Here is a 22,393-nt window from a genome sequence, read left to right as displayed (position 1 = left end):
ACAAAGAGCATATATTCATTAGTTTAAAGTTGAATGATCTGTTCTACATAATAAAACCTTTTCTCCGGATCTTCATCTACAATCATCACATACATTCCGTGAGTTAAGGGTTTACCTTCTTTACTTTTTACCATCAGTGTCATAGGATCACTTCCGATAAAAACTTCCATACTTCCAATTTTCTCCCCATGGATGCTGGATTTCAGTCTTCCTTCCCTACCGAGAAAATCATGAGGCCTTTCTCCTTTATGATTAATTTCCCTGAAAAACGGAACCAATGGTTTCAACATTATTTTCGTCACAAACAAGCTTACAAGAAGCAATGGAACTACCGCTACAGCAGCAAGCCAGACCGGCAAAGGAACAAAGGCATTAAGATAAACAGATCCTAGCCAGGTTAGCAAAAGAGCAAGGGTGAGAAAATAAGTTAACGGAACAATATCCAGATTCAGAAATTTAAGAAACTGCGCCCATGCCGAAGGATCGTGAGAAATATGAACATGTCCGTCCGGAGCGTCCATATCAGCATCTATGTCTGTATCCGTATCAATCCCCACATCAATATCCAATCCAGTAAGCATTGTAAATATCCAATATATTACGGAGAGAATAAGCAAAACACTCAATACCGTATTGACTGGAGAAAACGCATTTTGTATAAATTCCTGAAAGGTCATCTTTTACCCTTTTTTAATTGATTCTTTTAATTTCTGTAAAGCATCTTCTGCTTCCGTATCTCCATTTTTCACAATGGCATCAATTTCCTCATCTACGGATTTTCCTGCATTGGCAATATCAAGATAAGCTTCCGCCATAGCTTCCTGCTGCACCACTCTGTCTTTCAATTTTTCAAGCATATTAACGGTACTGCTGGTATCAATCTGGGTCATCTTTTTATTGATATCTTTTGTAGCTTCACTTACCTGAACCCGTGCCTTAAGAGTTTTCAGTTCATTTTCCCATTTAGAGATGCTTGATTTCAGCTGATTAATGTTTCCCTGCATCTTTTCACATTCTCCCTGAAGCTTTTCGTGTTCTTTTTTCAGAGATGATGAATTCTCCTGTGAAGAAGTCTGTTTTTTCAGAGCTTCTTTTGCCAAACGGTCTGCTTCAGCTATATCCACCTCTCCTTTTTCTGCTTTCTGAACTAAAATAACAGCTTTATTATAATAGTCTTTTGCTGTTTGTTCTTCAGTTTCGGACTCATTCTTTTTACGGATGGATAATGCTTTTAATTGAGCCAAAGCCTCCACGCTTTTAGCTAATTGCTCTTTCATATCCCTGATTCCCTGTTCTGTTAATTTAATCGGATCTTCAAATCCGTCGATCGCTGAATGAATTTCAGCTTTTCCTATATTAAATAATCTTTTAAAAATGTTCATTTCAATATTTTTTAATGGTATTATTTACTCATTTCTATCATTTCATTTGTAAATTCTCCTACAAGAATTCCCAACGAGTTCACCGACGCCATTACTTCACTCTGAACCATACTGTCCGTAAATAAAGTATCCCGGAAGATCACCCGCTTACCTGTACCATCCAACACAAATGCTCCGTGAACGATATCTCTGTTCTTTTGAAGCAGGGTTTTATATATTTTTTCAGTTGGATTTTTTATTTCAAAAAGAAACTGCTCCATAATTAATATGGAATCGGAAACAATAAGAATCATATTTTTTATTCCGTTAGATTCTTTTTCAATGATTAAGATTCTCTGAGCTTCATCTTCAAATGTGATATTAAACTCATAATCTAACAACCATCCCTTAACCGTTCTAAACATCTGATTTTTCATGATTGTTGTTTTAATTTTTCAAAATTTCATATACAAATATACATTATTTTTTTCAAATTGCAAATATTATTAGCAATATTTATTTTAATTTACCCTATATTTGCAAAAAGGATTATACTTTATGAGCTTTTTCGGGACTAACATTAAGAAGATAAGACAGATCAAAGGATTGAGCCAGAAGGCTTTTGCTGATTTATTTGAATTAAACAGAGGCGTGATAAGTGCTTATGAAGAAGGCCGTGCTGAACCAAAAATAGAGACTTTATTAAAAGTGGCTCATTATTTTGACCTTGATCTTGATAAATTTTTGACTGAAACCCTGCAAGTGAATCAATTAGTGAGCAGTTCTGATATTGATCAGCTTATGTTTACTACAGATCACAGCCAGAAGAAAAGTGATACTGAAAGTCAAGTTATTTCTGAAAAAGATCACAATCAGACCATTTTGCAAAAAATATTAGCAAACACAGATCTTATTTACGAATTTAAAGCCGGACAGCCATTGTTATCTTATTATCAAACGGGAGATATTCTCTTCCTTAATAAAGCAGGTTCAAAAGAAACGGCTGAAACTTTAGTATTTATCAATGACCTGAACAGCTTGGAATATGCCTCAAAATCTTCTTCTAAAGAAAAAAACAGTAAAACATTATACAAAATCTCAGGTTTTGTTTCTTTGGAGCAAAAAAATATCCTCTCCAGTATTCTGGAAAGGATTGAAAATTTAGAGAGTAAATAAAGGTAAAAGCAAGAAAAGTCGGGGCTTGCCATCATTAGTGACTTCGTTATTCCTCCCAAAAGTGTGACGAGCTTTTTTACGGGTTGGTGATAATAAACAATTCATGTTAGTGTTGTGGGAGATGCCTGAACTGGCTATTTATTTTAACGATCCGGATGGAAATCAACTGGAGTTCATTTCTATTCTTGAGGGGAAGGAAAACCTGAACTGGGTGTGATTTCTTATGAGAAATGGTTGGAACTTTAATAAAAACAAGCGGATTTCCGTTTTTACAGAAACCCACTTTCATGGTTATATTTAAAGATTTGATTATTCATTATTTTGCAAAAATTTCTTTTAGCTGAGTAACAATATTAGTGTTTCCGGAGACTGTGATATCGCCAATCTTATCTGCAATTTTCTCCATATATTCCATCTCTTTTAGTTTCCATAACACTTCATTCTCTTCCATTAATTTGGCAGTATTTAGCAAGCTTCGGGTGGAAGCTGTTTCTTCACGGCGCATAATACTGTTGGCCTGAGCCTTTTTCTCTGCGATCAATACCTGATTCATGATTTCTTTCATTTCTCCGGTCAGGATCACATCTCTGATTCCGGCATCTGCTGCTTTTAATCCCAGATCTTCCGCTTTATTTCCCAGATTACTTAGAATTTCTTTTCCTACAGTATCTTTTTTAAGTAATAACTCATCCAGTGTTAAAGCTCCCACAAACTCACGCAAAGCCAATTGCATCAGAATGTATAATTGCTTATCATATTCTTTGTTCTGCATTAAAGCTTTTACGATATCTTCTACCTGATAACGTACATAGAAATTGATACGAAGCATAGCTTTATCTTTTGTTAAAAGTTCCTGACCTGCAATTTCCATTTGTTGTAAACGGGTATCGATACACTTCATCTCTACAGGAATTTCATTATTCCAGAAATAATAAGTTCCGGCATCCAATACTTTGGTTAATTTTCCATCGATCATTAATAAACCTTTATACTGATTAGTAACCACAAACTTTCTTATGAAATTTCTCAGCTTCATATTTTCCAGAATGGTTTTGGAAACTCTTTCTGTGATTTCCACTTTTGTTAAATCAATTTTTTGAAATTGCCTGTTCATGATTCCTTTCCAAAATGCATATTGCCCTACGTTTAATATTTCTTTGAAAATACCATTTTCATACATAAGAACAAGTTCTCCATCTTTTACTTCAACTAAGTCCAATAAAGCATTTAAATCCTCATTTTTCAATAAAAGGTTCAAATCTTCATCAGTTTTGAACTGCTCTTTCATCTCATGGATCTCAACATTTTTCTTACCAACAATCCAATAATTCCCTTCTTTCAAAATCTCTTTCAAATTTCGGTTCTTATAAACCAAACCTACCTGATACGCTTTAATCTGTACATTTTTTAACATCATATATTATTTAAAGGATTATACATTTAATAAAAAAGGAAAACCTGAATTTTTCTTTTGAAAACCGCGGGAGAAAAAGTTTTTTACAGAAATTCATTCTCTTTTTGAACTTCTTTTGAAGATCGTTACTAAATTTCTGATCATCATATATCAGCTGTTTTCTATCAAACAGCCATATCATTTCCAATCTTTTATTGTAGAAAACCGCTACAAAAGGAGAGTTTGCCATTCGAACCCTGTTCTGATAAAAATTTCTTTTTCTCACAAGCCTTTTTCAAAATAGGAGTAACCAATGAAAAATTCCTGTTTCCCTCAATAATGATATTTTTTTAATGAGAAATACCAAACTCCAAATAGATTTTCAGTCTATTCCAAAAGAAAGCTACATTAAAAGTGTAGTGCGTATACCATTTCGCCATACCAACCAACTTGGCAGTGGGATTCGAACCCACACATCTTAAAACTATTACTCTAACCACCTGAGTTATATCCTTATTCAAAGGATAGAAGGATTCGAACCTCCGACACATAGCGTGATTGAAATTTTATGGAAAACTTCTGAAACCTTCAGATCAAGTTGAACAGAATAAAATAATATTTCACAATAAAATTTTCTGCAATAGTGTTATACTGAAACACTTAACATGACCTGTCTGATATTTTGACTGATACTTTTATCCTCAAAGTATTAGTATTTTTTCATTTTGATGTGGCAAAGTAAGAAACTAATTACGCAATGTTTTTGCGTAATATATTTTTAATGATGAAATTTCTTTTTTTCTGTAAAATTTGAGATTCTTCACTTCGCTTCATTCTGAATGACATTATACGAAGCTTTGATAATCCTAATGATAATTAAAAAAGCTCCCTTATCAAGGAAGCTTAGTTCATATCTGATATATTATCCACTTATTGTTGTAAACACCAATATAATATTTTTGCAATATTTCTGGCATCATCCACTCCCCTATGATGTGTTCCTTCCAGAGGAAACTTGAGCACTTCAAGCGCTTTCGCCATTCCTACACTTTTTCGGATAGGATGTAATTGTGCAAATAATGTTTTTACATTGATATGTTCATCACTGAGCGGATAATAGACCCTAAATCTTCTGGCCTGACTTTGGAGCATATTAAGATCATAGTTCCCATAGCTTGCCCAGGTAAGATTTTCAGAATCATATTCTTCTTTTAGCAGATCCAGTGCATCCTCTAATAATACACCTTCTTCATCCAGCATTTTCTGTGTAATGGAGGTAAGTTCTGTACAAAAGGGGCTTACTTCAGAATATTGAGGCTGTACTAAAATGCCTTTATTTTTAGTGATCTTACCGGTCTTTATATCTAAAATACAAGCTCCGATTTCTATGATCTCACTTTCCTGCCCTCTGGAAGTTCCTTTCTCCCAACAGGTGGCTTCAAGGTCAATCACTAATATAGTATCTGTTGTGTTCATTGTTTTTTAATTTTAATTGTTTAATTTGATTTCAAAATCTAGAGAAGTTCTTTATTCAAAAAGTGACAAAAGGATTTCATCATTTCTAATTATTCATTTCGGAAAGCTTTATAAAAAGAAACTTCAATCTCCCGGACATCATTATCTTCATACCTTCTAGAAAAATGTACAGGGACCGCTTCTTTCACATTACAGTCTTTCATAATCTGCCCTGAAGCTGATGCATAACTATGGTCATTGACCTTAGCAAGTTCTTTATCTAAATCTTTATAAAATGATTCTATATACACTTTATCTGCATCTTGAAAGACTTTTTTGATTTTCTCATGGTTTTCTTTTTTGGCAGCATGGTCCATAATCACTCCCAACTTATACCCATCGTTCCGGGATAACAAATGAAATAACTCAGCCGCTCTATATAGTTTTCCTTCTATTTCTATCTCTTCATTTTCATCATTATTTTCAAAAGCTGCTTTCAATTCACTGATCCATTTTCCTTTCTTAAATTCAACACCTTCTCCGGTAAAGGATATGGAATCTTTTTCTTTGAATAAATAAGAAATAGAATCTATCCTATGATCTAATATGGCAACGTCAACGCTTAGAAAGCTATCTTCATATACAACTTTCTGTTTCCCTACTAATTCCAGTTCCAGATTCGGAAGGCGGGTTCTGTAAATATTGATTTCTTCGGGGGAAATGATTTCGCGGATTTCATAACCTCCGCCTCCGTCTCCTTCAAGATTCCATGTATAGGATTTTAAACGGTCCCTTACGTTCAGATGAATATTTTTAGGACCACAAATAACCAGTGTTTCCTCTTTTCCGATAAGATATCTGAAAACACCGTCAAAATTTGAAAAATGATCAATATGGGTATGACTGATAAAAACAGCACAAAGCGAATGCACATCCTTTATAGTGAGAAGACTCGCCTCCCCACAATCACACAGATAGCTTTTCCCCGCATTGATATTCTTCACTAATATAGAGATGTCTTCTCTCGGAAGACTTTTAATTTCTGCATGTAACATATTGTATTTTTTATTAATTTAAAAAAACTCCGGCAATTAATACCGAAGTTATACTTTAATCGTCATTAACTCTTCTTTAATACATTGGATCACTAAAGAGTTAAGCTTCTTATTTATTCGTTTCTGTTCTTCTTTTTCTATAACTGTAAAGCTTTCCGGAAAGTCTTTTTCAAAATCTTCTAAAACATCTTTCACAAAGATTCCAGTTACTTTTCCCATCATTTCAGGTTCAAATTCTCCGATTTTACTCATTACTGTATATAACCTGTTCGCGGTAATATATCTTTGAATTTCCTCCCAGATTTCCTGAGCCTGTTCAGAAAAATGAACTTCTTTATAAATCTTTAGTTTTTTTACTTTCTTGCTTTTTTCTGTCCATTTTTCATTCTTATTTTTCAGGATAACCCTTGAACCGTTTCCAAAATATTTTGTTTTCAGCGTTTTAATAATGGTTCCTTCACAAATATTATCTTCGACTTCAGGTAATCCCAGCCAATCCGGAATTTGAGAATTAAAGATATTGGAATATCTTAAACAATCTTCCAAACTACCCTGAAATAAAGTTTTAGCATAGAAAAAACCTGCTTTTTCAAAGATCTCATTAATCAGCTGTGTATCCAGATAAGTAACTTCATTCAGCTTAATATCAAAAGCATAGAACTCATTATAAGGAGCATACTGAATCCCCTTTTGAACTTTTACAGCTCCTGGTATTGCTTCTACATCAGCATGCTGATAATCTCCTCCGAAGATCTCCCCATAAATTACAATAGTTTCCATTTCCAGAAAAATAGTTTTAATTTCCCTGAAAACATCCAGTACCCTAGTTCTGTATTGTTCTAAAATCTCATGAGCATTAAAAAACTTTTCATCCTTTTGGATAAAACCTGTTCTTTTACCGATCTGTATCTTTTCTCCATCTGTGAAGAAAGAGAAATTAGCACCGTGCACTTTCTCCTGTACAATAAAAACCTCATCTCCAAACCCCTGAACTTTGATCTGATCGATCACCCTGGCCTGGTAAGCATTTTCTATGGAATTATATGTTTTAAAAATCATTGTTTCAATTTTTTAAAGTTTTTTAAAAGACTTATAATATTTTCTTTTCCCACAGGATTCATAGAATGACAATAGAATTTTGGTAAATCAATACCATTATCCAAACAATAATCTATGAGCCATTTAACACAGTCATATCCTGTTTTTTCCGCATTGGATTTCCTATAATTCTCATCTGCAAGATCATGGTCAAAAGAAATCATTTCAGGAAGACCTTTTTTCAAAATCCGATTGACAAACTGATCGTAATTACGAACGATATGCCAGTCCTTTCTGAGAAAGATACCCTGTTGGGTATATTGATATACTTCAGCAGGATATCTTATGTCATCGAGAAATAAAAGTCTTTTTACCATTTTCATTGGTTGGTTTTAAATTTTATGCTAAACCATGACATCTGCACAGTTAGAACTAGCAAAAGCATAAGGTTTCGCTTTAAATACATATCCCATTCCCAGAATATATCCCATAGCATCTTTCAATGCTGAATTGGATTTGAATTCAGGATCGGTATTAATATCCGCGTGTACCTCCATTTCTATATTGTAAGTATCAAGAATAGCACAAATAGCATAAGCAATCTCTACGGATTTATTCACTTCATTCAGCATTCGTTCTTTAATACTGATACGCTGTATCTCTCTTTCTTTTCTAACAAAGGTAAACGCTCCTTTTCCTTCACGAATAAATACTACTGCCGTAGCATAATTAATGGCTTCTCCATATACATGAGAATCTGATCCCACGCATACTTTCAATCGGTGTCCATTAGCCTGTTCGCGGATGATGGCATCTTCTACCAGTTTTGTAATAGGCTGGTGAAATATTTTTCCATTTAAATTCTGCCATACTTCTTGTTGCGTTTCCATTTTTCTACATTTTTTATTTTACATAAATTGTTCTTAACTGTAAGTAATTAGTTATACTCTATATTTTTTATACTCCAAACAGGATTGATAATACCGGGATACTATCATCACATTACCGGAGTAATATGTTGATTCATTAGGAGTCGAACCTAAACTACAAGAGTCAAAGTCTTGTGTGCTGACCAGTTACACTATGAATCAGATTAGTAATGAGTTTAATCATCACCCATTATTAGCGGATCAGAACCGAATTGAACGGTTACCTCCTGTTTTTCAGACAAGTGTGCACACCTTGTACACCACTGATCCTTATTGATTGGTACCTCTCCCCGGATTCGAACCGGGACTGTACGGAGTTTAAGACCGTTTTCTCTGCCAGTTGGAATAGAAAGGTGTCTGTACAGGAAGAGGGACTCGAACCCCCAAAACCTTGAGCCTAAATCAAGTGCGTCTACCATTTCCGCCATTCCTGCATTAAAAAAAGTTTGTCTGTATTATAAACTATGCCTGTTAGTATTGTAAAGATCTTCTGCGCTCGACAAACTTTTCTTTTTCATTTATTAAATATGGTTGTACTTCATAAGGGAATCGCACCCTTGTTTGCTGCTCGAAAGGCAGCCGTCTTAGCCGTTAGACGAATGAAGCATATTAAATCCACCGATCAGGAATCGAACCTAAACTACAAGAGTACATTTCCTGCATGCTTCCGTTACATTATCAGTCGATTATGGTGGAAGTGGTAGGATTCGAACCTACTCAGCTATAAGCAACAGATTTACAGTCTGCCCCGACTCTCCAACTCCGGCGCACTTCCTTTTAATAACAAGTAATCGTTATTTTTACTTTGTGGAGTAAATAAAGTCTGTCTTCATTTTTTTGTTTGATATAAGAACTTCTGCGCTCGACAAACCTTTATTTTTCTCCGGAACTAATCTCATTTTAGTTTTACTAGAGATGGTTATGGGATTCAAACCCACTCAGTTTTCACAACGGTTTTGCAGACCGCCCCGACTCTTCCACTTCGGCGAACCATCATTTTTGGAGGAAAAAGTCTGTCTGTATTGTAAGATCTTCTGCGCTTGACTAACTTTTATTCTTTCTCCTGAAATAACTAACATTTTATTTAATTGTCTGGAAAGCAGGATTCGAACCTGCGGCCTCCCGCGTCCAAGGCGGGTAAACAACCACCGTTATCTTTCCAGTTTTACAGATTCATTTCCAAATTCTTTCCCGAGAGACAGTCGGAACCGAAATTTTCCATGAATCTTTGCGGTCTATGCGAGAATCGAACTCGCAGTGCCCAAGAGACAGTCGGGCAGGTTAGCCATTACCTCAATAGACCTTTTTTGTGATTCCGAGAGGGTTCGAACCTCTAGCCTTCGGTTTAGAAAACCGATACTCTATCCGATTGAGTTACGGAACCTTTGTAACCCCAGAAGGAATTGAACCTTCAACCCCCGGTTTAAAAGACCGGTGCTCTAACCAATTGAGCTATGAGATTATTGTAGGGGTTTCTCCGGGGATCGAACCCTGTTCTCCGGTGCCACAAACCGGTGCTTTAATAAGCTAAAGAAACCATAAAAAAAGCGCCTCTTTCCAAGAGGCGCTGTATATATTTTGACGTATCAGTCCATGAGAGACCTACGTATATAAGCACCTTTTATCCACAAATCCACTATCAAGAATACCAAAACATTTCTGCGGCTGTAATTCTGAACAGGGTCTGTATATGTTATGTAATTGCTTCATTTTATTTTTTGTTTTTAAAACTGTTTTTTGAATTCTGAAAACCTGTTGCTTTCAATTTTCGGTTGCAAAGTAAAGACGATTTTTTTTAACTCACAAATAAATTTAAATCATAAACAATTGAAAATCAATATTTTAAATACAAAATTTAGAGATAGAGATTCCTGTCCGCTATCATTTGCAGATTTTCAAAATACCTAAATGACTGTCTCTCATTGGCTTATCTATCACTCTATTTTATCGTATTAGGATTGCATGTTGAATTGAATTTTTTTCAATTTTTTGTTTATTTTTTTTCATTCTAAATAATTTCCATGTTAAAAACACAAAAAACGCCCCGAAAACCGAGGCGTTTTTGCAATATTTTGATTTAATTTTTACAAGTTTACACTAAATTATTTCCAAAGTAAGCACATTTCGCCTCATTCCACATCATCCAATCATATCCAAATAACCCTTCTATTGACGGGCTTTTGCATAGGTTTACATTGATATGTGCTCTTTGTATTGTCATAATTTTAATAGTGCAAAGATAAAGCTTTTCTTGGGTATTTAGAAATGAAGGTGGCTTCGAGAGCCTCAGCCATCTTATTTTTATACTAGCTCTGAGCAGAAATATTTCTAATTTTTAAATATTTTATTTTTTCCCGTCCTAAATCTTGAAATATCCTTTAGAATAACTTCATCATCCGGATTGAAATATTTGAGTTCATTAACTATATCAGAGCGTGTATTTACTTTTTCCGCAATAATCTCATAAGCAATATTTCTGGTAACAGATTCTAGTTTCGGATCTTTCTTAAATTCATATTTCATAGCTTCCAGATAGGTTACTTTTCTATCTGAAGGCAGATTTTTATATAATTCCGAAATTTCATTTTCTAATTGATTTACATCCGAAATATTAGCAAAATAATTATTAAGACAATTAAAGGCATCCTTGTTTTCCTCCCACCCTTTCAACAGAATTTTTTGGGCTTCTTCGGGAATTTCCATTTTTTTACGATAAATAAGAGATGCTTTTAAAATCTGATTATTAGTGATATAATCATCTGCTACCATCTGATAATAGGCATGAGAACTTTTAATATCATTGATTTCTTTGTAAAGATCTCCTACTTTTTCCTTTTGTTCAAGCTGTTTATATAGTTCTATTGCCTTCTTATATTGTTTAGCTTTTTCATAGCAGACAGCTGCATCAGATTTATTATTCAGTTTTTTAAGATATATAGCAGCTGCTTCATTGTATAATCCTCCGTCTTCTAATGTTTTAGCTCCCCGATAATTGTCCTGAAGAAGATTCATATATACTTTTGCTGCTTTCCTATAATCTTTTTGATCAACATATTTCCTGGCAAGTTCTTCATAATGGTTAAGAATCCTGTTAAAAAGGGAGTTTTCCACATAAAAATTCCCTCCTCTTGCAGAGGAACCCTTTCTTCCTCCATTGGCATTTTTCTCTTTATCTTCCAAAGCAACGACCACGAGAAGTATAATTATTGCCACTACAATGAAAACTACAAGAGTTCCCAATACACTCCAGAAGCTCTGATGAAAAAGCTGGGCCAATATGCCAATGATTTTCAAAAACACCAGAATAAAAAATGCTTTTATAAACTTATCTATAAATTTCTGTCTATTATTCATCATCTTCTGATTTTAAAATGGTTTTATCATCATTAAACAACCTGTAGAGGAGAGGAATAACACATAGGATAAGTATCCATACAAACCAATTGTATCCGAACATTTCTATCAAAGGATAAAACAGATAGATCAGCATCGCTGCGAGAATCAGGATTAGGAATATTTTAATGCCTTTAGGGACATTACTCCCTCCGGCACTTAATGTTTTTCTCTTGAAAAAATAGGAATAAAGCCCTACGCTTCCTATCATCATAATCACCAGCCAGATTATTTCGGAAAAGGAAATTTTAGTATCGGAAGAATTTTCAGAATTATTAATAACTCTGATATTGGAGTCCGAATCGGGCACCTTATGATCAGACTTCACGGGGTCAATTGTTCCATAAAGACGCCCAAGAGAATCTTCTATCAAAATCTTTTTTTGCTTCCATACACTTTTTACAATTCCTTCATTAACCGACCGATCAGGATTTTCCTTTTTCAGTGAGTCTGAAATTTTATGGAGTATTCTTTCAGATCTGTCTTGTATGTGTTTAGCTATTTTTTTGTTATAAACTACTTTAAGAGAATCTCTCGTTTTACTCTCTTCAGTTTTAAACTTCTGTATAGCTTCTGCCATTTCAAATAAGGTTTTACTATTGGGATTTTTAGAGACTGTCGCATTATATTCATTAATCAGTTCCTTTCTCTTATTTCCGTATAAGGAATCAATCTTTATATCAATTTCAGTAATTCCTGATTCAAAAGCCAAAACAGGAGGGTTCTTTTTTAATTCCTGTTGAGAAACTGCATTTCCAGAAGATTCTGCTGTTATATTATCTTTTGGAGAATCATTTTTATTAAATTCCCAAACAAGCCGTCCAATAATAATGACAATCCAGAAAACCCATAATACCCACCGATAATCTCTGGGTCCAGAAACCAATTTTCCATTAGAATCCTTTTTTCGAAAAATTTTTCCCCACCAACTATTTTCTCCGAATTTAAATTTTCCAAAACCATCTCCACGGGATGTTCCTAATGTATCTAAAGGAACTCCAAGATCTACAGCTCTTTCAGGATATTTTTCAATATATTTCAGATATTTTTCAATTTCTTTCTGATTTCCCGCCAATACTTTCTTCATATCAAAAGGAAGATTCTTCATCCACTCTTCATCAGTCTGGCGTTTTTGAAGTTCTTCCAGTACTTTTTCATCATCCATCTCCACCATATAGGACTCTATTTTCTGAGGTATCTTCACTCCATTCAAAGGTTTTCTAACCTCAGAACCTGACTTTACAGAATCCTGAAGTAAAGAAACCCAATGAATCTGCTCTGATAATTTGACCAGACCAAAATCCGGATGCATAATTAAAAAGTCAGCATCTATATGCTGCCACTCTTCGGAATTCATTTCAGGATAGAAAATGGTATTTTCAGGAATGAACATTTTATTTTCCACACATTGAAAACGAATATTTTTTCCTACTTCAGCAAATGTTTCCGAATGAAAAATAATGAAACACCCATAGAGGACATTAGGCTCCTGAGAGGGAATCGCAAAGGACTTCACTTTATCCAGTGCTATTCCAAGAAACTCCATTTCCCGGAGCCATACCGAAGGGGTCGATCCTTTAATTAAAAGTCCGGTTCGGGGATATCTATTTTTAGGAAAAGGCTTAATTCTAAATTCCATACCGCAATATTTGCTCAATAAACATATCCAAATATTCCGAATACATATCTTCCATTTTTCTGATTTTCAATAAAGTCGTTTCCGGAAGATAATATTCTGAACCTCCAAATTCCATTTCTGTCGCTAAGGACAAGAAACCATGTTCAGTAGAGGGAATATAAAATTCAGGGATATCCTTATTGCTACTTTTAAAGGTAAGCATTCCACGAGCATCCACAATCACTTCACTCCCTTCTGAAAAGGTAAATTTATTTTTATTTTGGTCCGCAGCTATTTTGACATCATATTTATTTTTATATAAAGTCACTGAATTATCATATACTTTGGTTAATTCATTTTGTGCGATCACCAGATTATTCTCTGAATTAATCCCAATCCTATTGATATTACTTAAAATCTTGATTCCGCTGTGGACAAGTCTTCCGATTTCAGCTCCAACTTTTATACAGTGTTTATCAATTTCATCATCCCGTTTTACAGATTCAATGGAAACAATTCCCTCAATACTAATTTTAAAAATAGAAGGGACCCCCTCTTCATATAGATAGAAACTCTTATCAAAATAAATCAATCTGAAATTCAACGGGATATGATGTCCAATAATATTCAGCTCTGAATATTCTTTTGTATTCAAATTAAGTTTGGAAAGTATTTTTTTATCCGGCTGGTACTGACACAGAACATAATCCTGTTTTCTGTTTCTTGCCAGAATAAACTGACCTCTCGGCTTTATTGAAATATCCTCAAATAAAACCTCACTTCCCCGATGGGTCTTATAGTGATCATAATAGTTTTTATTATAATAATTATCAGACAGATATGTTTTTAACAATTGTTTTTTTGCACTTAGAATAAAAAATTCTCCTTCGTATAAAAAGGTGGCAATTCTGTTAACCGGTGTGGGAAATAATATCGGATAATTCTGTGGCACCGGTGTTTTCTTTCCACCCGATGATGTATTTCTTTTTTTGTCATGTCTTCTTTTCGGTGGATAAGCCCATAATTCAGATAAAGGAAGATTTATTTTCTGTATATGCTTACGGGTTCCCCGATGATGTTTAAAGAAATTAAGCTCTCCCTCAGCAGATGTTGTGACTATAAATTTCAGACTATCCCTGTTTTCCTGAATAACTCTTTGAACGTTATTATTTTCCAGGTTTTCATGATGGGTAATAAAAAATATTTCCAGATCTTTTTCAGTATGTTCTCTAAAAAAACGTTCCAGTGTTTCTGAAACTTCTAAAACAGGACTTACCTGGTTCATCTGGGTTATAACCTCGGGGACTGTATCCAAAGAAACAGATATGATCTCCTGCCCCACCAAGAATACTTTAGATTGTGAAGTAGCCTTTGGATGTTTGATAATGGCAATGGCAGAAGCAAAAGCCAATACCTTTGGAGTTCCCCAATTTTTAAGAGAAGTATCTATTAGAATAACCCTTTCAAAAATATTTTCTTCAGGCGGTATTTCACGTTGAATATATAATGCTTCATTATTGGCTATCCTGCTCATAAATACTTCATCTTCATTGGCAAATTCAGATAAAAGCATTCTATGCAGCTCTCCTTTGTTCGTCATATCAGAAATTCCTCCGATAGGCTGCTCCCCCGGAGAAAGATGAAGCATCGGAATTTTCAGTCCGCTCCAGATTCGTTTAATTAAGCTGCCCACCTGAAAGGTTTTAGGATCGTCTATTAATTCCTGAATAAAATCTTTATCCGTTTCTACAGTAGTTTCTTCTTCCACTACTTCCTCCTCTAATTCAGGTCCATTGGAAAATCCTTTGACCGCTTCTATTAAAGAGTCAGTCGTCGGAAATTTTTGATGAATCAGGGCCAGTGTTTTAATATCTTTTATTACAACCGGATCTGTCAGCTCTACCCTAACTGCACATTCTGCAATTTTATAGGGCTTTTTTTCAAATTCATTAAGGATTAATTCAGTATTTCCTTCTGAAATCCGATTGTGACAATTTTTAAAAAGAGTCTGTAAAAGGATGATTTTATTTTGTCCTTTTTTAAGATAGCTTCCTAAACTTTTCAGGTTCTCTAATAATTTTATAACTGCTTCCACATCATTCCTGATATGGGGGATAAAAATTTTTTCGCTGTGTTTCTTTAAATGATAGAAAGCTCCATCCAGATTAAGATATCCATCCTGGATAGCATATAAAACCAGAAGTAAGGAACCAAAAGGCGGTAAGCCCTGATTCTTTAGTTCCTTAAGAATCTCCATCATATAAGCCCGGTAGACAATAGGCCCTACATTCGGTATGGAGACCAGATTATTCTCATGATAACCTGTCTCATCATGAATATCCTCATCAGTAGTCCATTCCCAGAAGTAATCTTCATAGGACTGAAAATATTCTCTCAATTCCATTCTTTAGCTTTTTCACTGAGACGAAATGAACTCACAGATAATTTTTTAAAGTTATCCTTAGATACCGCTACATATTCTCCTTCAGTATTCCAAAGAATCCATTGGTCCATATTTTCATTATATTTCTGCTGAAGGAGCAGACTGAGATTCTTCCATTCAAAATCAAATCCTGCAGGTAAAAGATGACCATCCTTTCTCCAATAGGTTTTCCCCGGAAGACTTAGTAATGGAATACCCAGAAATAAGGCACAATTATTCAAAATAGTCCAGTCTATAAGATCGAGTTTAAATTTCGGTAATGTGATGATATGATCTTTAATCTCATCTATACGGCTTAATAATGCAAATGCCGGCTGTTCTTCTTCTATTGCTTTTAATTTCACTTCTATTGTGTCCTGAATTCCAAAATAATTCTGATTGGATAATGGAAAATCCACTTTCAATGCCTTACCTATGGGAGTCCATAAAAGTGCAGTTCTCATTTTTTTAGTAGGAACCAAAGCGTTCTTTCTGAATAATAATCCTTCACGCAATTCATACAGTAAGAAATCAGGCAATTGCAGGAGCTCCGAAGAAGCAGCTTGCTCTTCTGTAAACCCTTTCAGCCAGATCACCTTATCTTCCAAAGCAACCTGAACATTTTTCCAGCTGCGGATCGAACCTAAAAAATCTTCTCCGGTACGGGGGATCTCAGCCCAAAAATCTTTTATACACTTTGAAGAATCTTCTGCCATAAGCCTTCTATTTCTTTTTGAATATATTGTTTCTGTTCCGGACTTTTAATCCAATCACATCGGGTTTGCAGGTATCGCAATTTATCTTTTATCACATTCTGTTCTTCAAAACTTATCGAACCTCCATCCCATTTCTCAACCAGAATTTTTACATCTTTCATGACTTCTTCAGGATTGGGAGCTTTATTTTGTAAGGCCTGAGGATGAGAATCTGGATTTTCATCCTTTTCAATGGTCCGGTTAATGATTCCTTCCAGAATTTCAATCTGCTCTTCTGTATCCCAGATATGTTTTAGTACCCAAAGATCAGAAATGACAGCGGCATTCCTTCCACAGATCAATGCACTGGCTGCAATGAGGTTCTGGAGCTTTACAGCCCTACGGTCGGAAATGGCAATCCCGGTATTTCTAAGGCTGATAATTGTATTTAAATACACTTCATAAATTGGCTTTAAATCCACTTTTTTGCAAAGTTTCTGAAGTTCTCTGACCTCATCGGCATGAATTCCCGGAATTTCATTTTCTTCCTGATTTTCAAGTTTCCGGCCTGCCAGAAGTACCTGCTGAAGTAAATCGGGGTTAACATTATCTACAACAATCCTTATCAGAAAACGGTCAAAAAGGGCATTTAGCGCTTCGTCTTCAGGAAGAACATTACTCGCTCCTACAAACATTAAAGAAGGAAGATGCTTGGTTTCTTTTCCTCTTTTAAAAATCTTTTCATTTAAAGCCATAAGAAGGGAATTCAAAATAGATGAGTTAGCATTAAAAATCTCATCAAGAAAGACCATCGAAGCCTCAGGCATCATTCCTTCTGTATTGGTGATCAGCTCACCTTCCTTTAGTTTTCTAATATCGAATGGACCGAATAATTCATTAGGTTCTGTAAAACGGGTTAATAAATACTCAAAATTCTTCCCGTCTTTTACGGTTTCAGACAATGCTCTCACAATTGCAGATTTGGCAGTTCCCGGAGGGCCGTACAGAAAAGCATTTTCTCTTGCTAACAGGCAGATTCCCAATAAATCTACGACATCATCTTTTCCTACAAACGTGTCTTTTACGTAGTTAAGAACCGTAGTAAGCTTTGTAATATTTTCTATCATTTGTTATTTTCTTCATTACTATTTTTTAATTCTCTCCAGAAAATTTCTTTGTGTATCCCGAATTCTGCGATCAGCAATTGATTGATATAGGGAATCTCAGCAAGCTGATACGCTCTTTTTTCTACAATTCTTTCGATATATAGTTTACGGAAGGTGGGATCTTCCAGCTCCTCTTCCCAGTTGATATGTTGGAGATCCAGATCATATCCGATCCCTGAGTAATGAAATTTCAATAAAATAGCTTCTAACATTCCTGCCAAAGGATCATTGGGATCTGTAATATATAATGCTGTAAGAATCGGAGGTAAAAACCTTAAAGACAAATCTGCTGAAAGCAAGGAAGAAATTTCTTTTCCGCCTTTGTATTCGGGAATTAATTGAGGTAACTGTTTTTCTGTATCCCGCCTGATCAGATATAATTGCATACTGTGATATAATATTTTTGCAGCCCAAATTCCACTGATCCGGTCATAGGGTATTTTATCTGATAAAAATTCAAGCCTTTCTTTTTCAAACTCAGTTTCCATATATTCATTAACCTCCTCTTCCTGCTGAAGAGATATAGCCTGAATATCAGAGAAGATCGTAATTTGTTCTTCTTTTCTAAGTTGAAATAAGGTATCCAGAAACGGATTTTTTCTTGCCACCATCTAACAAAAATAAAACTATTTCTCTGAGAATAAAATTTTTAAGAGGGTAAGAAGTAATGAAATAGTATTAATGAGTGTTAATTTTTAAATCATTAATACATTTCCCTATGTTAAATACTCTACAGCAACAAAGCCAATATTTCAAAATAGTCAACAGACTGTATTTCACCCTTATTATAATATAGAGAATATCTACAGATTAAAGAAAAACCAGATTACACCCCACAGTTTGAAAAATTTTAACCGATGTAAGCTGATCTCAATGAGAATTAAATTCAAACTGTTATTTCTATGCTATTATTTTCGGGATCAAGGATGAGACTTTCGTAGTAGCCATCACCTGTAGTTCTTGGCTCACTCACAATAGAGTACCCTCCTTTTCTCAGTTCTTCCGTCAACTGATCTACTTTCACCTTACTTCCTACTGAAATGGCCAAATGCGTAAAGCCCATTCTTTTAGATTTATCAAAAGTATCAGAATTCAAAATATCCGGTCTGTTCATAATTTCCAGGCGACTTCCACTTTCAAAACTTAGAAAATAGGATTGAAAATTCTTTGTTGGATTATGGTATTTTTCGTTGGATACCGCTCCGAAATACTTTTCATAAAAGGTTTTTATTTTCTCCAGATCTTCTACCCATAGGGCTATGTGTTCTATTTTCATTGCTATTATTTTTAGAGTCATACCAATTAACAAAATTACTTTTAAAATTCTCAACATTATTCTTCATCCAATTTTAGTATTCTTCTTTTAGCCTTCAATCTAAGTTATTATCTTTGCTCCCTATTCAAAATAAAATTATGAGTATTCATATCAGTGCAAAAAAAGGAGAAATTGCTAAAGTAGTATTGCAGCCGGGGGATCCGCTTCGTGCACAGTATATCGCTGAAAACTATCTTGAAAATGTAAAATTAGTCAGTAAAACAAGAAATATTTTTTACTACACAGGATTATATAAAGGAAAAGAAATAACTGTAGGTGCCAGTGGTATGGGTTTTCCCAGCATCGGAATTTATTCCTATGAACTGTTTACAGAATATGATGTAGATACTATTATCAGAATCGGAACCTGCGGAGCCTACACTACTGATCTACAACTTTTTGATATTTTAAATGTTAAAAATGCTGCAAGTGAAAGTACATATGCAAAATACGCATGGGAAATAGAAGGTGACATTCTTCCGCATCAGGGAAGCACTTATAACATTATCAATGAAACCGCTAAAGAATTGTCTCTAAATGCTAAAGAAACCAATATCCACAGCAGTGATATTTTCTATAGAAAAAATCCTGATATTCCGGCTATTGCCACTCAATATAATTGTTCAGCAGTAGAGATGGAAGCATTTGGATTGTTTGCCAATGCTCAGCATTTAGGAAAAAATGCAGCTACTATTCTTACTGTTTCGGATATTATTCCAACTCATGAGAACATTTCTTCCGATGAAAGAGAAAAAGCTTTAAAACCAATGATCCAACTGGCTTTAGAGTCTGCTTTAAAGATATAAACCAAAAATATAAATCACAAAAAAGAGCTTTACTTCTGTGTAGAGCTCTTTTTTCATAATCTGAAGAAATTTATGGCCACCTCTGTTGTTTCGTCAGCCACTTCTGCAATACTTATTTTTTTCCAATAGGCAATGGACTGTGCAACATAGGGTAAGAAAGCAGGTTCATTTCTCCGGTTCTGATTTCTGGGCATATTTTTAGGCAGCATGAATGGGGCATCTGTTTCGATCATCATTCTGTCGAGCGGCGTATATTTAATGACCTCCTCAAGATGTTTAAATCTTCTGTCATCACTGATGGCCCCCGTAAAACCTAAGTAAAACCCTTTATCAAGATATACTTTTGCCTCATTTAATGTTCCTGTAAAGCAATGGACCACTGCTTTAGGAAGCTTAGAAAGATAGTCATCAGTAATTTCATTAAAGCGCTTAAAAGCTTCTCTTTCATGGAGAAAAAGAGGTTTATTAACTTCAATTGCGAGCTCCAGATGTGCCCGATAACATTTTTCCTGAACAGGTCTTGGTGAAAAATCACGGTCAAAATCCAGTCCGCATTCTCCAACCGATACTACCTGTTTAAGCTGTAATAAGTTCCTAAGTTCCGGAATACTCTTATCATTAAAAGATTTGGCATCATGAGGATGTATTCCCGCTGTTGAGAAAAGTATATCCTGATATTCTGCTGCAATTTCTGCAGATTCCTGACTTCCTTTCACACTCGTTCCCGTAAGTATCATATACTCTACCCCATTATCCAGTGCGCGGTTGATAATTTCATCGTGTTCATTATTAAACTGTTTATTGGTAAGATTAATACCAATGTCAATGTATGTGTTCATTTGTCAATATTTTAATTTTTATACTTACAAAAAGGGAAGCAAGCAGGATTCGAACCTACAACTCTTCTTAGCAGGAAGTGCTTTTCCATTTAAAACTATTGCTTCCATTATTGGTGAACACAACAGGATTCGAACCTGCAACTCTGCCGTGGAAGAGCAGTATTTTTCCATTTAAACTATGTATTCAGTCGGAAACGTATGGGATTCGAACCCATAACCTCCTGCTTGAAAGGCAGGCATTCTTCGCTATTGAACTAACGTTTCCTTTGCTTTTTCACCAGTTATGTATTGCATAATTCTTCAACAATACTCCTGAATAACAATTTCCTCTGATCCCTTCTATGATCGGATGTAGAATTCTCGCTGCTCCATCTACCGAATCCAATGGCGGGATATACCCTTGCTCAAATTGTTTCTTACGCAAACTTTCTTTAGCTCCTGTAGATATCCAACCCACATCTACCGCTGACATATAAATATGATCTTTTTCAAATTCCTTTGCAGAAGTGAGTGTCATCATATTCAAGGCTGCTTTGGTCATATTTGTATGAGGATGAAAAACTGTCTTATTCTCATAACTGAAAATTCCTTCAGATGATGTGACATTAATGATAAACTTCTTTGCAAAATCTGAGTTTTTCATTAAGGATTTCAATTCTTTAATTAAAAAATAGGGTGCGATATGATTGATCAGATTAACTTCTACCAATTCGTACAGGGAAATTTCTTCCAGGGTAGAATTCCAACTGGTTTTATCTCTGCGATCTACCGGCTGCCCAAAGCGTGTAAGATTCACAGCCGTTTCTTCATGTTCTGCATATTCTAATTTAGTCAGTTCAGCAGAAATCTCAGTATGATTGGAAATTAAATGAGGTTCATTACTGAATTTCAATAACATTTCTTTCTCTCTTTGAATAATAGGTAAGTAATATTCGTCAGGATATTTGATGGTCTGTGCTGCATTATTGATCAGAATATCAAGAGTGGAAAACTGAGACTGATAAAAATTAATAAAATCCTGAATTGCTTTCAAATTTCTGAGATCGAGTCCATACACCCAAAGCCTGTCTTTCCATTCTTCATAATCATCTTCTTTTTGGAGCTGCTCAAGAGCCAATGCCGGAAAGCGGGTTGTTAATACAAGATAAGCTCCATTCCTTAAAACTTTAAGGACAGCTGCAAATCCTACTTTTACCCTTCCCCCTGTGATGATTACCCTTCTCCCTTTCAGATCAATTGAATCAAAACGTTTTTCATAATTTTCTGCTGCACATTTAGGACATAATCTCGCATAGAAAGAATGGGCATATTGATAACTTTTATTACAGCAGTAACAGTTTTTAGGAATCTGAAGCTTGGTAAGTTTTGCATTTTCTTTTTCATCATCATAAAAGGCAGAAACTCCCGCTAAAGCTTTTTGCATAAGAACTGAATCTGAGTTAACTTCTAAATCATGTATTTTCATCCGAGCATAGCTCTCCTTCCTGTTCTGTTTCTTAGCATTTTTATGAATTTTCGTAATCAGCCCTGAAAAGATTTTATTATCAGGATTTAGAAAAGGGTTTTCTTTTAAAGCGCTTAACACCTTAAGGCATGCCTGCCATTCTTCTTTTGAAAACTGATGATCAGAAAAATCCATTGTTTCTATTTTATGAAGGCAAACTTATGCCTAAAGTACGCAATCTTTTTACGCAGGCAATAAAAAAATCACTTTATCAGATTTATTCATTAT

The 22,393-nt window shown here is 34.8% G+C and carries 21 protein-coding genes and 15 tRNA genes; 2 read left to right on the top strand and 34 right to left on the bottom strand.

Features of this window, described 5'->3' with window-relative positions:
- Positions 1-23 precede the first annotated feature (23 nt).
- From Q0A18_RS16430 to Q0A18_RS16420, 3 genes are read right to left on the bottom strand one after another with little or no spacing between them, the layout of a single operon-like run.
- Positions 24-677: a hypothetical protein gene (locus Q0A18_RS16430; protein WP_292011237.1), complete on the bottom strand. Its 654-nt coding sequence runs from the start codon at positions 675-677 to the stop codon at positions 24-26.
- A 3-nt stretch (positions 678-680) separates the two neighbouring features.
- Entirely contained in the window at positions 681-1,382 is a 702-nt protein-coding gene (locus tag Q0A18_RS16425; protein ID WP_292011236.1) for a PspA/IM30 family protein, read from the bottom strand.
- A 20-nt stretch (positions 1,383-1,402) separates the two neighbouring features.
- Positions 1,403-1,798, bottom strand: a complete 396-nt coding sequence (locus Q0A18_RS16420) for a YbjN domain-containing protein (protein WP_292011235.1) — start codon at positions 1,796-1,798, stop codon at positions 1,403-1,405.
- A gap of 121 nt (positions 1,799-1,919) precedes the next feature.
- Between Q0A18_RS16420 and Q0A18_RS16415 the strand changes: the two genes are divergently transcribed.
- Positions 1,920-2,537, top strand: coding sequence for a helix-turn-helix domain-containing protein (locus Q0A18_RS16415; protein WP_292011234.1), 618 nt, complete (start codon positions 1,920-1,922; stop codon positions 2,535-2,537).
- 316 nt (positions 2,538-2,853) lie between these two features.
- Here the strand turns inward: Q0A18_RS16415 and Q0A18_RS16410 are convergent, their stop codons facing one another.
- From Q0A18_RS16410 to Q0A18_RS16285, 26 genes are all read right to left on the bottom strand, one after another.
- Positions 2,854-3,954 carry a slipin family protein gene (locus Q0A18_RS16410; protein WP_292011233.1) on the bottom strand — a complete coding sequence of 367 codons (1,101 nt, stop codon included), beginning with the start codon at positions 3,952-3,954 and terminating at the stop codon, positions 2,854-2,856.
- Positions 3,955-4,382: 428 nt separating this feature from the next.
- Positions 4,383-4,445, bottom strand: a tRNA-OTHER gene (locus tag Q0A18_RS16405).
- Positions 4,446-4,860: 415 nt separating this feature from the next.
- Positions 4,861-5,406, bottom strand: a complete 546-nt coding sequence (locus Q0A18_RS16400) for a 3'-5' exonuclease (protein ID WP_292011232.1) — start codon at positions 5,404-5,406, stop codon at positions 4,861-4,863.
- A gap of 89 nt (positions 5,407-5,495) precedes the next feature.
- The gene (locus Q0A18_RS16395) at positions 5,496-6,440 is read right to left on the bottom strand and encodes a peptidase (protein ID WP_292011231.1); all 945 of its coding nucleotides are present in this window, start codon (positions 6,438-6,440) and stop codon (positions 5,496-5,498) included.
- A gap of 48 nt (positions 6,441-6,488) precedes the next feature.
- A complete protein-coding gene (locus tag Q0A18_RS16390) occupies positions 6,489-7,499 on the bottom strand; it encodes an RNA ligase family protein (RefSeq protein ID WP_292011230.1) in 1,011 nt (336 codons plus the stop codon).
- The gene (locus tag Q0A18_RS16385; RefSeq protein ID WP_363315998.1) at positions 7,496-7,855 is read right to left on the bottom strand and encodes a cyclic-phosphate processing receiver domain-containing protein; all 360 of its coding nucleotides are present in this window, start codon (positions 7,853-7,855) and stop codon (positions 7,496-7,498) included. The genes Q0A18_RS16390 and Q0A18_RS16385 overlap by 4 nt, the downstream gene beginning before the upstream one ends.
- A gap of 27 nt (positions 7,856-7,882) precedes the next feature.
- Complete coding sequence (locus Q0A18_RS16380) at positions 7,883-8,368, bottom strand: ribonuclease H-like YkuK family protein (protein WP_292011228.1); 486 nt, start codon at positions 8,366-8,368, stop codon at positions 7,883-7,885.
- A gap of 128 nt (positions 8,369-8,496) precedes the next feature.
- A tRNA-Gln gene (locus Q0A18_RS16375) sits at positions 8,497-8,569 on the bottom strand.
- Positions 8,570-8,604: 35 nt separating this feature from the next.
- Positions 8,605-8,677 (bottom strand) — tRNA-Phe (locus Q0A18_RS16370).
- Between the two features lie 8 nt (positions 8,678-8,685).
- A tRNA-Leu gene (locus Q0A18_RS16365) sits at positions 8,686-8,762 on the bottom strand.
- Positions 8,763-8,767: 5 nt separating this feature from the next.
- Positions 8,768-8,841 (bottom strand) — tRNA-Leu (locus tag Q0A18_RS16360).
- Between the two features lie 100 nt (positions 8,842-8,941).
- Positions 8,942-9,013 (bottom strand) — tRNA-Glu (locus Q0A18_RS16355).
- 83 nt (positions 9,014-9,096) lie between these two features.
- Positions 9,097-9,182 (bottom strand) — tRNA-Tyr (locus tag Q0A18_RS16350).
- Positions 9,183-9,320: 138 nt separating this feature from the next.
- Positions 9,321-9,402, bottom strand: a tRNA-Cys gene (locus tag Q0A18_RS16345).
- A gap of 96 nt (positions 9,403-9,498) precedes the next feature.
- Positions 9,499-9,570: transfer RNA gene (locus Q0A18_RS16340), tRNA-Pro, on the bottom strand.
- Between the two features lie 68 nt (positions 9,571-9,638).
- Positions 9,639-9,710 (bottom strand) — tRNA-Asp (locus Q0A18_RS16335).
- A gap of 7 nt (positions 9,711-9,717) precedes the next feature.
- Positions 9,718-9,791 (bottom strand) — tRNA-Arg (locus Q0A18_RS16330).
- Positions 9,792-9,795: 4 nt separating this feature from the next.
- Positions 9,796-9,869, bottom strand: a tRNA-Lys gene (locus Q0A18_RS16325).
- 630 nt (positions 9,870-10,499) lie between these two features.
- On the bottom strand, positions 10,500-10,628 hold the full coding sequence (locus Q0A18_RS16320; RefSeq protein WP_292011227.1) for a penicillin-binding protein: 129 nt from the start codon (positions 10,626-10,628) through the stop codon (positions 10,500-10,502).
- Between the two features lie 107 nt (positions 10,629-10,735).
- Entirely contained in the window at positions 10,736-11,764 is a 1,029-nt protein-coding gene (locus Q0A18_RS16315; RefSeq protein ID WP_292011226.1) for a hypothetical protein, read from the bottom strand.
- On the bottom strand, positions 11,754-13,439 hold the full coding sequence (locus Q0A18_RS16310) for an APC family permease (RefSeq protein ID WP_292011225.1): 1,686 nt from the start codon (positions 13,437-13,439) through the stop codon (positions 11,754-11,756). Before Q0A18_RS16310 ends, Q0A18_RS16315 begins: the two co-directional genes overlap by 11 nt.
- Complete coding sequence (locus Q0A18_RS16305; protein WP_292011224.1) at positions 13,429-15,822, bottom strand: hypothetical protein; 2,394 nt, start codon at positions 15,820-15,822, stop codon at positions 13,429-13,431. Before Q0A18_RS16305 ends, Q0A18_RS16310 begins: the two co-directional genes overlap by 11 nt.
- Positions 15,813-16,556 (bottom strand): hypothetical protein, encoded by a 744-nt coding sequence (locus Q0A18_RS16300; RefSeq protein ID WP_292011223.1) that lies wholly within the window; start codon positions 16,554-16,556, stop codon positions 15,813-15,815. The genes Q0A18_RS16305 and Q0A18_RS16300 overlap by 10 nt, the downstream gene beginning before the upstream one ends.
- Complete coding sequence (locus Q0A18_RS16295; protein ID WP_292011222.1) at positions 16,529-17,662, bottom strand: AAA family ATPase; 1,134 nt, start codon at positions 17,660-17,662, stop codon at positions 16,529-16,531. The genes Q0A18_RS16300 and Q0A18_RS16295 overlap by 28 nt, the downstream gene beginning before the upstream one ends.
- Positions 17,659-18,312, bottom strand: a complete 654-nt coding sequence (locus tag Q0A18_RS16290; protein ID WP_292011221.1) for a hypothetical protein — start codon at positions 18,310-18,312, stop codon at positions 17,659-17,661. Before Q0A18_RS16290 ends, Q0A18_RS16295 begins: the two co-directional genes overlap by 4 nt.
- A 275-nt stretch (positions 18,313-18,587) precedes the next feature.
- Positions 18,588-18,977: a VOC family protein gene (locus Q0A18_RS16285; RefSeq protein WP_292011220.1), complete on the bottom strand. Its 390-nt coding sequence runs from the start codon at positions 18,975-18,977 to the stop codon at positions 18,588-18,590.
- A 137-nt stretch (positions 18,978-19,114) separates the two neighbouring features.
- On the opposite strand from Q0A18_RS16285, the gene deoD reads away from it, so the two are divergent.
- Positions 19,115-19,822, top strand: coding sequence for a purine-nucleoside phosphorylase (gene deoD / locus Q0A18_RS16280; protein WP_292011219.1), 708 nt, complete (start codon positions 19,115-19,117; stop codon positions 19,820-19,822).
- 53 nt (positions 19,823-19,875) lie between these two features.
- Here the strand turns inward: deoD and Q0A18_RS16275 are convergent, their stop codons facing one another.
- The 5 genes from Q0A18_RS16275 to Q0A18_RS16255 form a co-directional block, all read right to left on the bottom strand.
- Entirely contained in the window at positions 19,876-20,661 is a 786-nt protein-coding gene (locus tag Q0A18_RS16275; protein ID WP_292011218.1) for a TatD family hydrolase, read from the bottom strand.
- A gap of 34 nt (positions 20,662-20,695) precedes the next feature.
- Positions 20,696-20,766 (bottom strand) — tRNA-Ser (locus Q0A18_RS16270).
- Positions 20,767-20,772: 6 nt separating this feature from the next.
- A tRNA-Gly gene (locus tag Q0A18_RS16265) sits at positions 20,773-20,847 on the bottom strand.
- A gap of 4 nt (positions 20,848-20,851) precedes the next feature.
- A tRNA-Glu gene (locus tag Q0A18_RS16260) sits at positions 20,852-20,925 on the bottom strand.
- Between the two features lie 10 nt (positions 20,926-20,935).
- Positions 20,936-22,300, bottom strand: coding sequence for an SDR family oxidoreductase (locus tag Q0A18_RS16255; protein ID WP_292011217.1), 1,365 nt, complete (start codon positions 22,298-22,300; stop codon positions 20,936-20,938).
- Positions 22,301-22,393 lie beyond the last annotated feature (93 nt).

This window comes from Chryseobacterium sp. (genome assembly GCF_022712095.1).
GTDB lineage: Bacteria > Bacteroidota > Bacteroidia > Flavobacteriales > Weeksellaceae > Chryseobacterium.
The sequence above is the reverse complement of the archived record's forward strand: the minus strand, read 5'-3'. Positions and strand labels throughout refer to the sequence as shown.

Excerpts from the sequence above, each read along its gene's own strand:
- Q0A18_RS16395 (WP_292011231.1), bottom strand. The coding sequence starts at position 6,440 with ATGTTACATGCAGAAATTAAAAGTCTTCCGAGAGAAGACATCTCTATA.
- Q0A18_RS16315 (WP_292011226.1), bottom strand. The coding sequence starts at position 11,764 with ATGATGAATAATAGACAGAAATTTATAGATAAGTTTATAAAAGCATTT.
- Q0A18_RS16285 (WP_292011220.1), bottom strand. The coding sequence starts at position 18,977 with ATGAAAATAGAACACATAGCCCTATGGGTAGAAGATCTGGAGAAAATA.
- Q0A18_RS16320 (WP_292011227.1), bottom strand. The coding sequence starts at position 10,628 with ATGACAATACAAAGAGCACATATCAATGTAAACCTATGCAAAAGCCCG.
- Q0A18_RS16410 (WP_292011233.1), bottom strand. The coding sequence starts at position 3,954 with ATGATGTTAAAAAATGTACAGATTAAAGCGTATCAGGTAGGTTTGGTT.
- Q0A18_RS16310 (WP_292011225.1), bottom strand. The coding sequence starts at position 13,439 with ATGGAATTTAGAATTAAGCCTTTTCCTAAAAATAGATATCCCCGAACC.
- Q0A18_RS16390 (WP_292011230.1), bottom strand. The coding sequence starts at position 7,499 with ATGATTTTTAAAACATATAATTCCATAGAAAATGCTTACCAGGCCAGG.
- Q0A18_RS16430 (WP_292011237.1), bottom strand. The coding sequence starts at position 677 with ATGACCTTTCAGGAATTTATACAAAATGCGTTTTCTCCAGTCAATACG.
- Q0A18_RS16275 (WP_292011218.1), bottom strand. The coding sequence starts at position 20,661 with ATGAACACATACATTGACATTGGTATTAATCTTACCAATAAACAGTTT.
- Q0A18_RS16400 (WP_292011232.1), bottom strand. The coding sequence starts at position 5,406 with ATGAACACAACAGATACTATATTAGTGATTGACCTTGAAGCCACCTGT.
- deoD (WP_292011219.1), top strand. The coding sequence starts at position 19,115 with ATGAGTATTCATATCAGTGCAAAAAAAGGAGAAATTGCTAAAGTAGTA.
- Q0A18_RS16425 (WP_292011236.1), bottom strand. The coding sequence starts at position 1,382 with ATGAACATTTTTAAAAGATTATTTAATATAGGAAAAGCTGAAATTCAT.
- Q0A18_RS16380 (WP_292011228.1), bottom strand. The coding sequence starts at position 8,368 with ATGGAAACGCAACAAGAAGTATGGCAGAATTTAAATGGAAAAATATTT.
- Q0A18_RS16300 (WP_292011223.1), bottom strand. The coding sequence starts at position 16,556 with ATGGCAGAAGATTCTTCAAAGTGTATAAAAGATTTTTGGGCTGAGATC.
- Q0A18_RS16295 (WP_292011222.1), bottom strand. The coding sequence starts at position 17,662 with ATGATAGAAAATATTACAAAGCTTACTACGGTTCTTAACTACGTAAAA.
- Q0A18_RS16305 (WP_292011224.1), bottom strand. The coding sequence starts at position 15,822 with ATGGAATTGAGAGAATATTTTCAGTCCTATGAAGATTACTTCTGGGAA.
- Q0A18_RS16255 (WP_292011217.1), bottom strand. The coding sequence starts at position 22,300 with ATGGATTTTTCTGATCATCAGTTTTCAAAAGAAGAATGGCAGGCATGC.
- Q0A18_RS16415 (WP_292011234.1), top strand. The coding sequence starts at position 1,920 with ATGAGCTTTTTCGGGACTAACATTAAGAAGATAAGACAGATCAAAGGA.
- Q0A18_RS16290 (WP_292011221.1), bottom strand. The coding sequence starts at position 18,312 with ATGGTGGCAAGAAAAAATCCGTTTCTGGATACCTTATTTCAACTTAGA.
- Q0A18_RS16385 (WP_363315998.1), bottom strand. The coding sequence starts at position 7,855 with ATGGTAAAAAGACTTTTATTTCTCGATGACATAAGATATCCTGCTGAA.
- Q0A18_RS16420 (WP_292011235.1), bottom strand. The coding sequence starts at position 1,798 with ATGAAAAATCAGATGTTTAGAACGGTTAAGGGATGGTTGTTAGATTAT.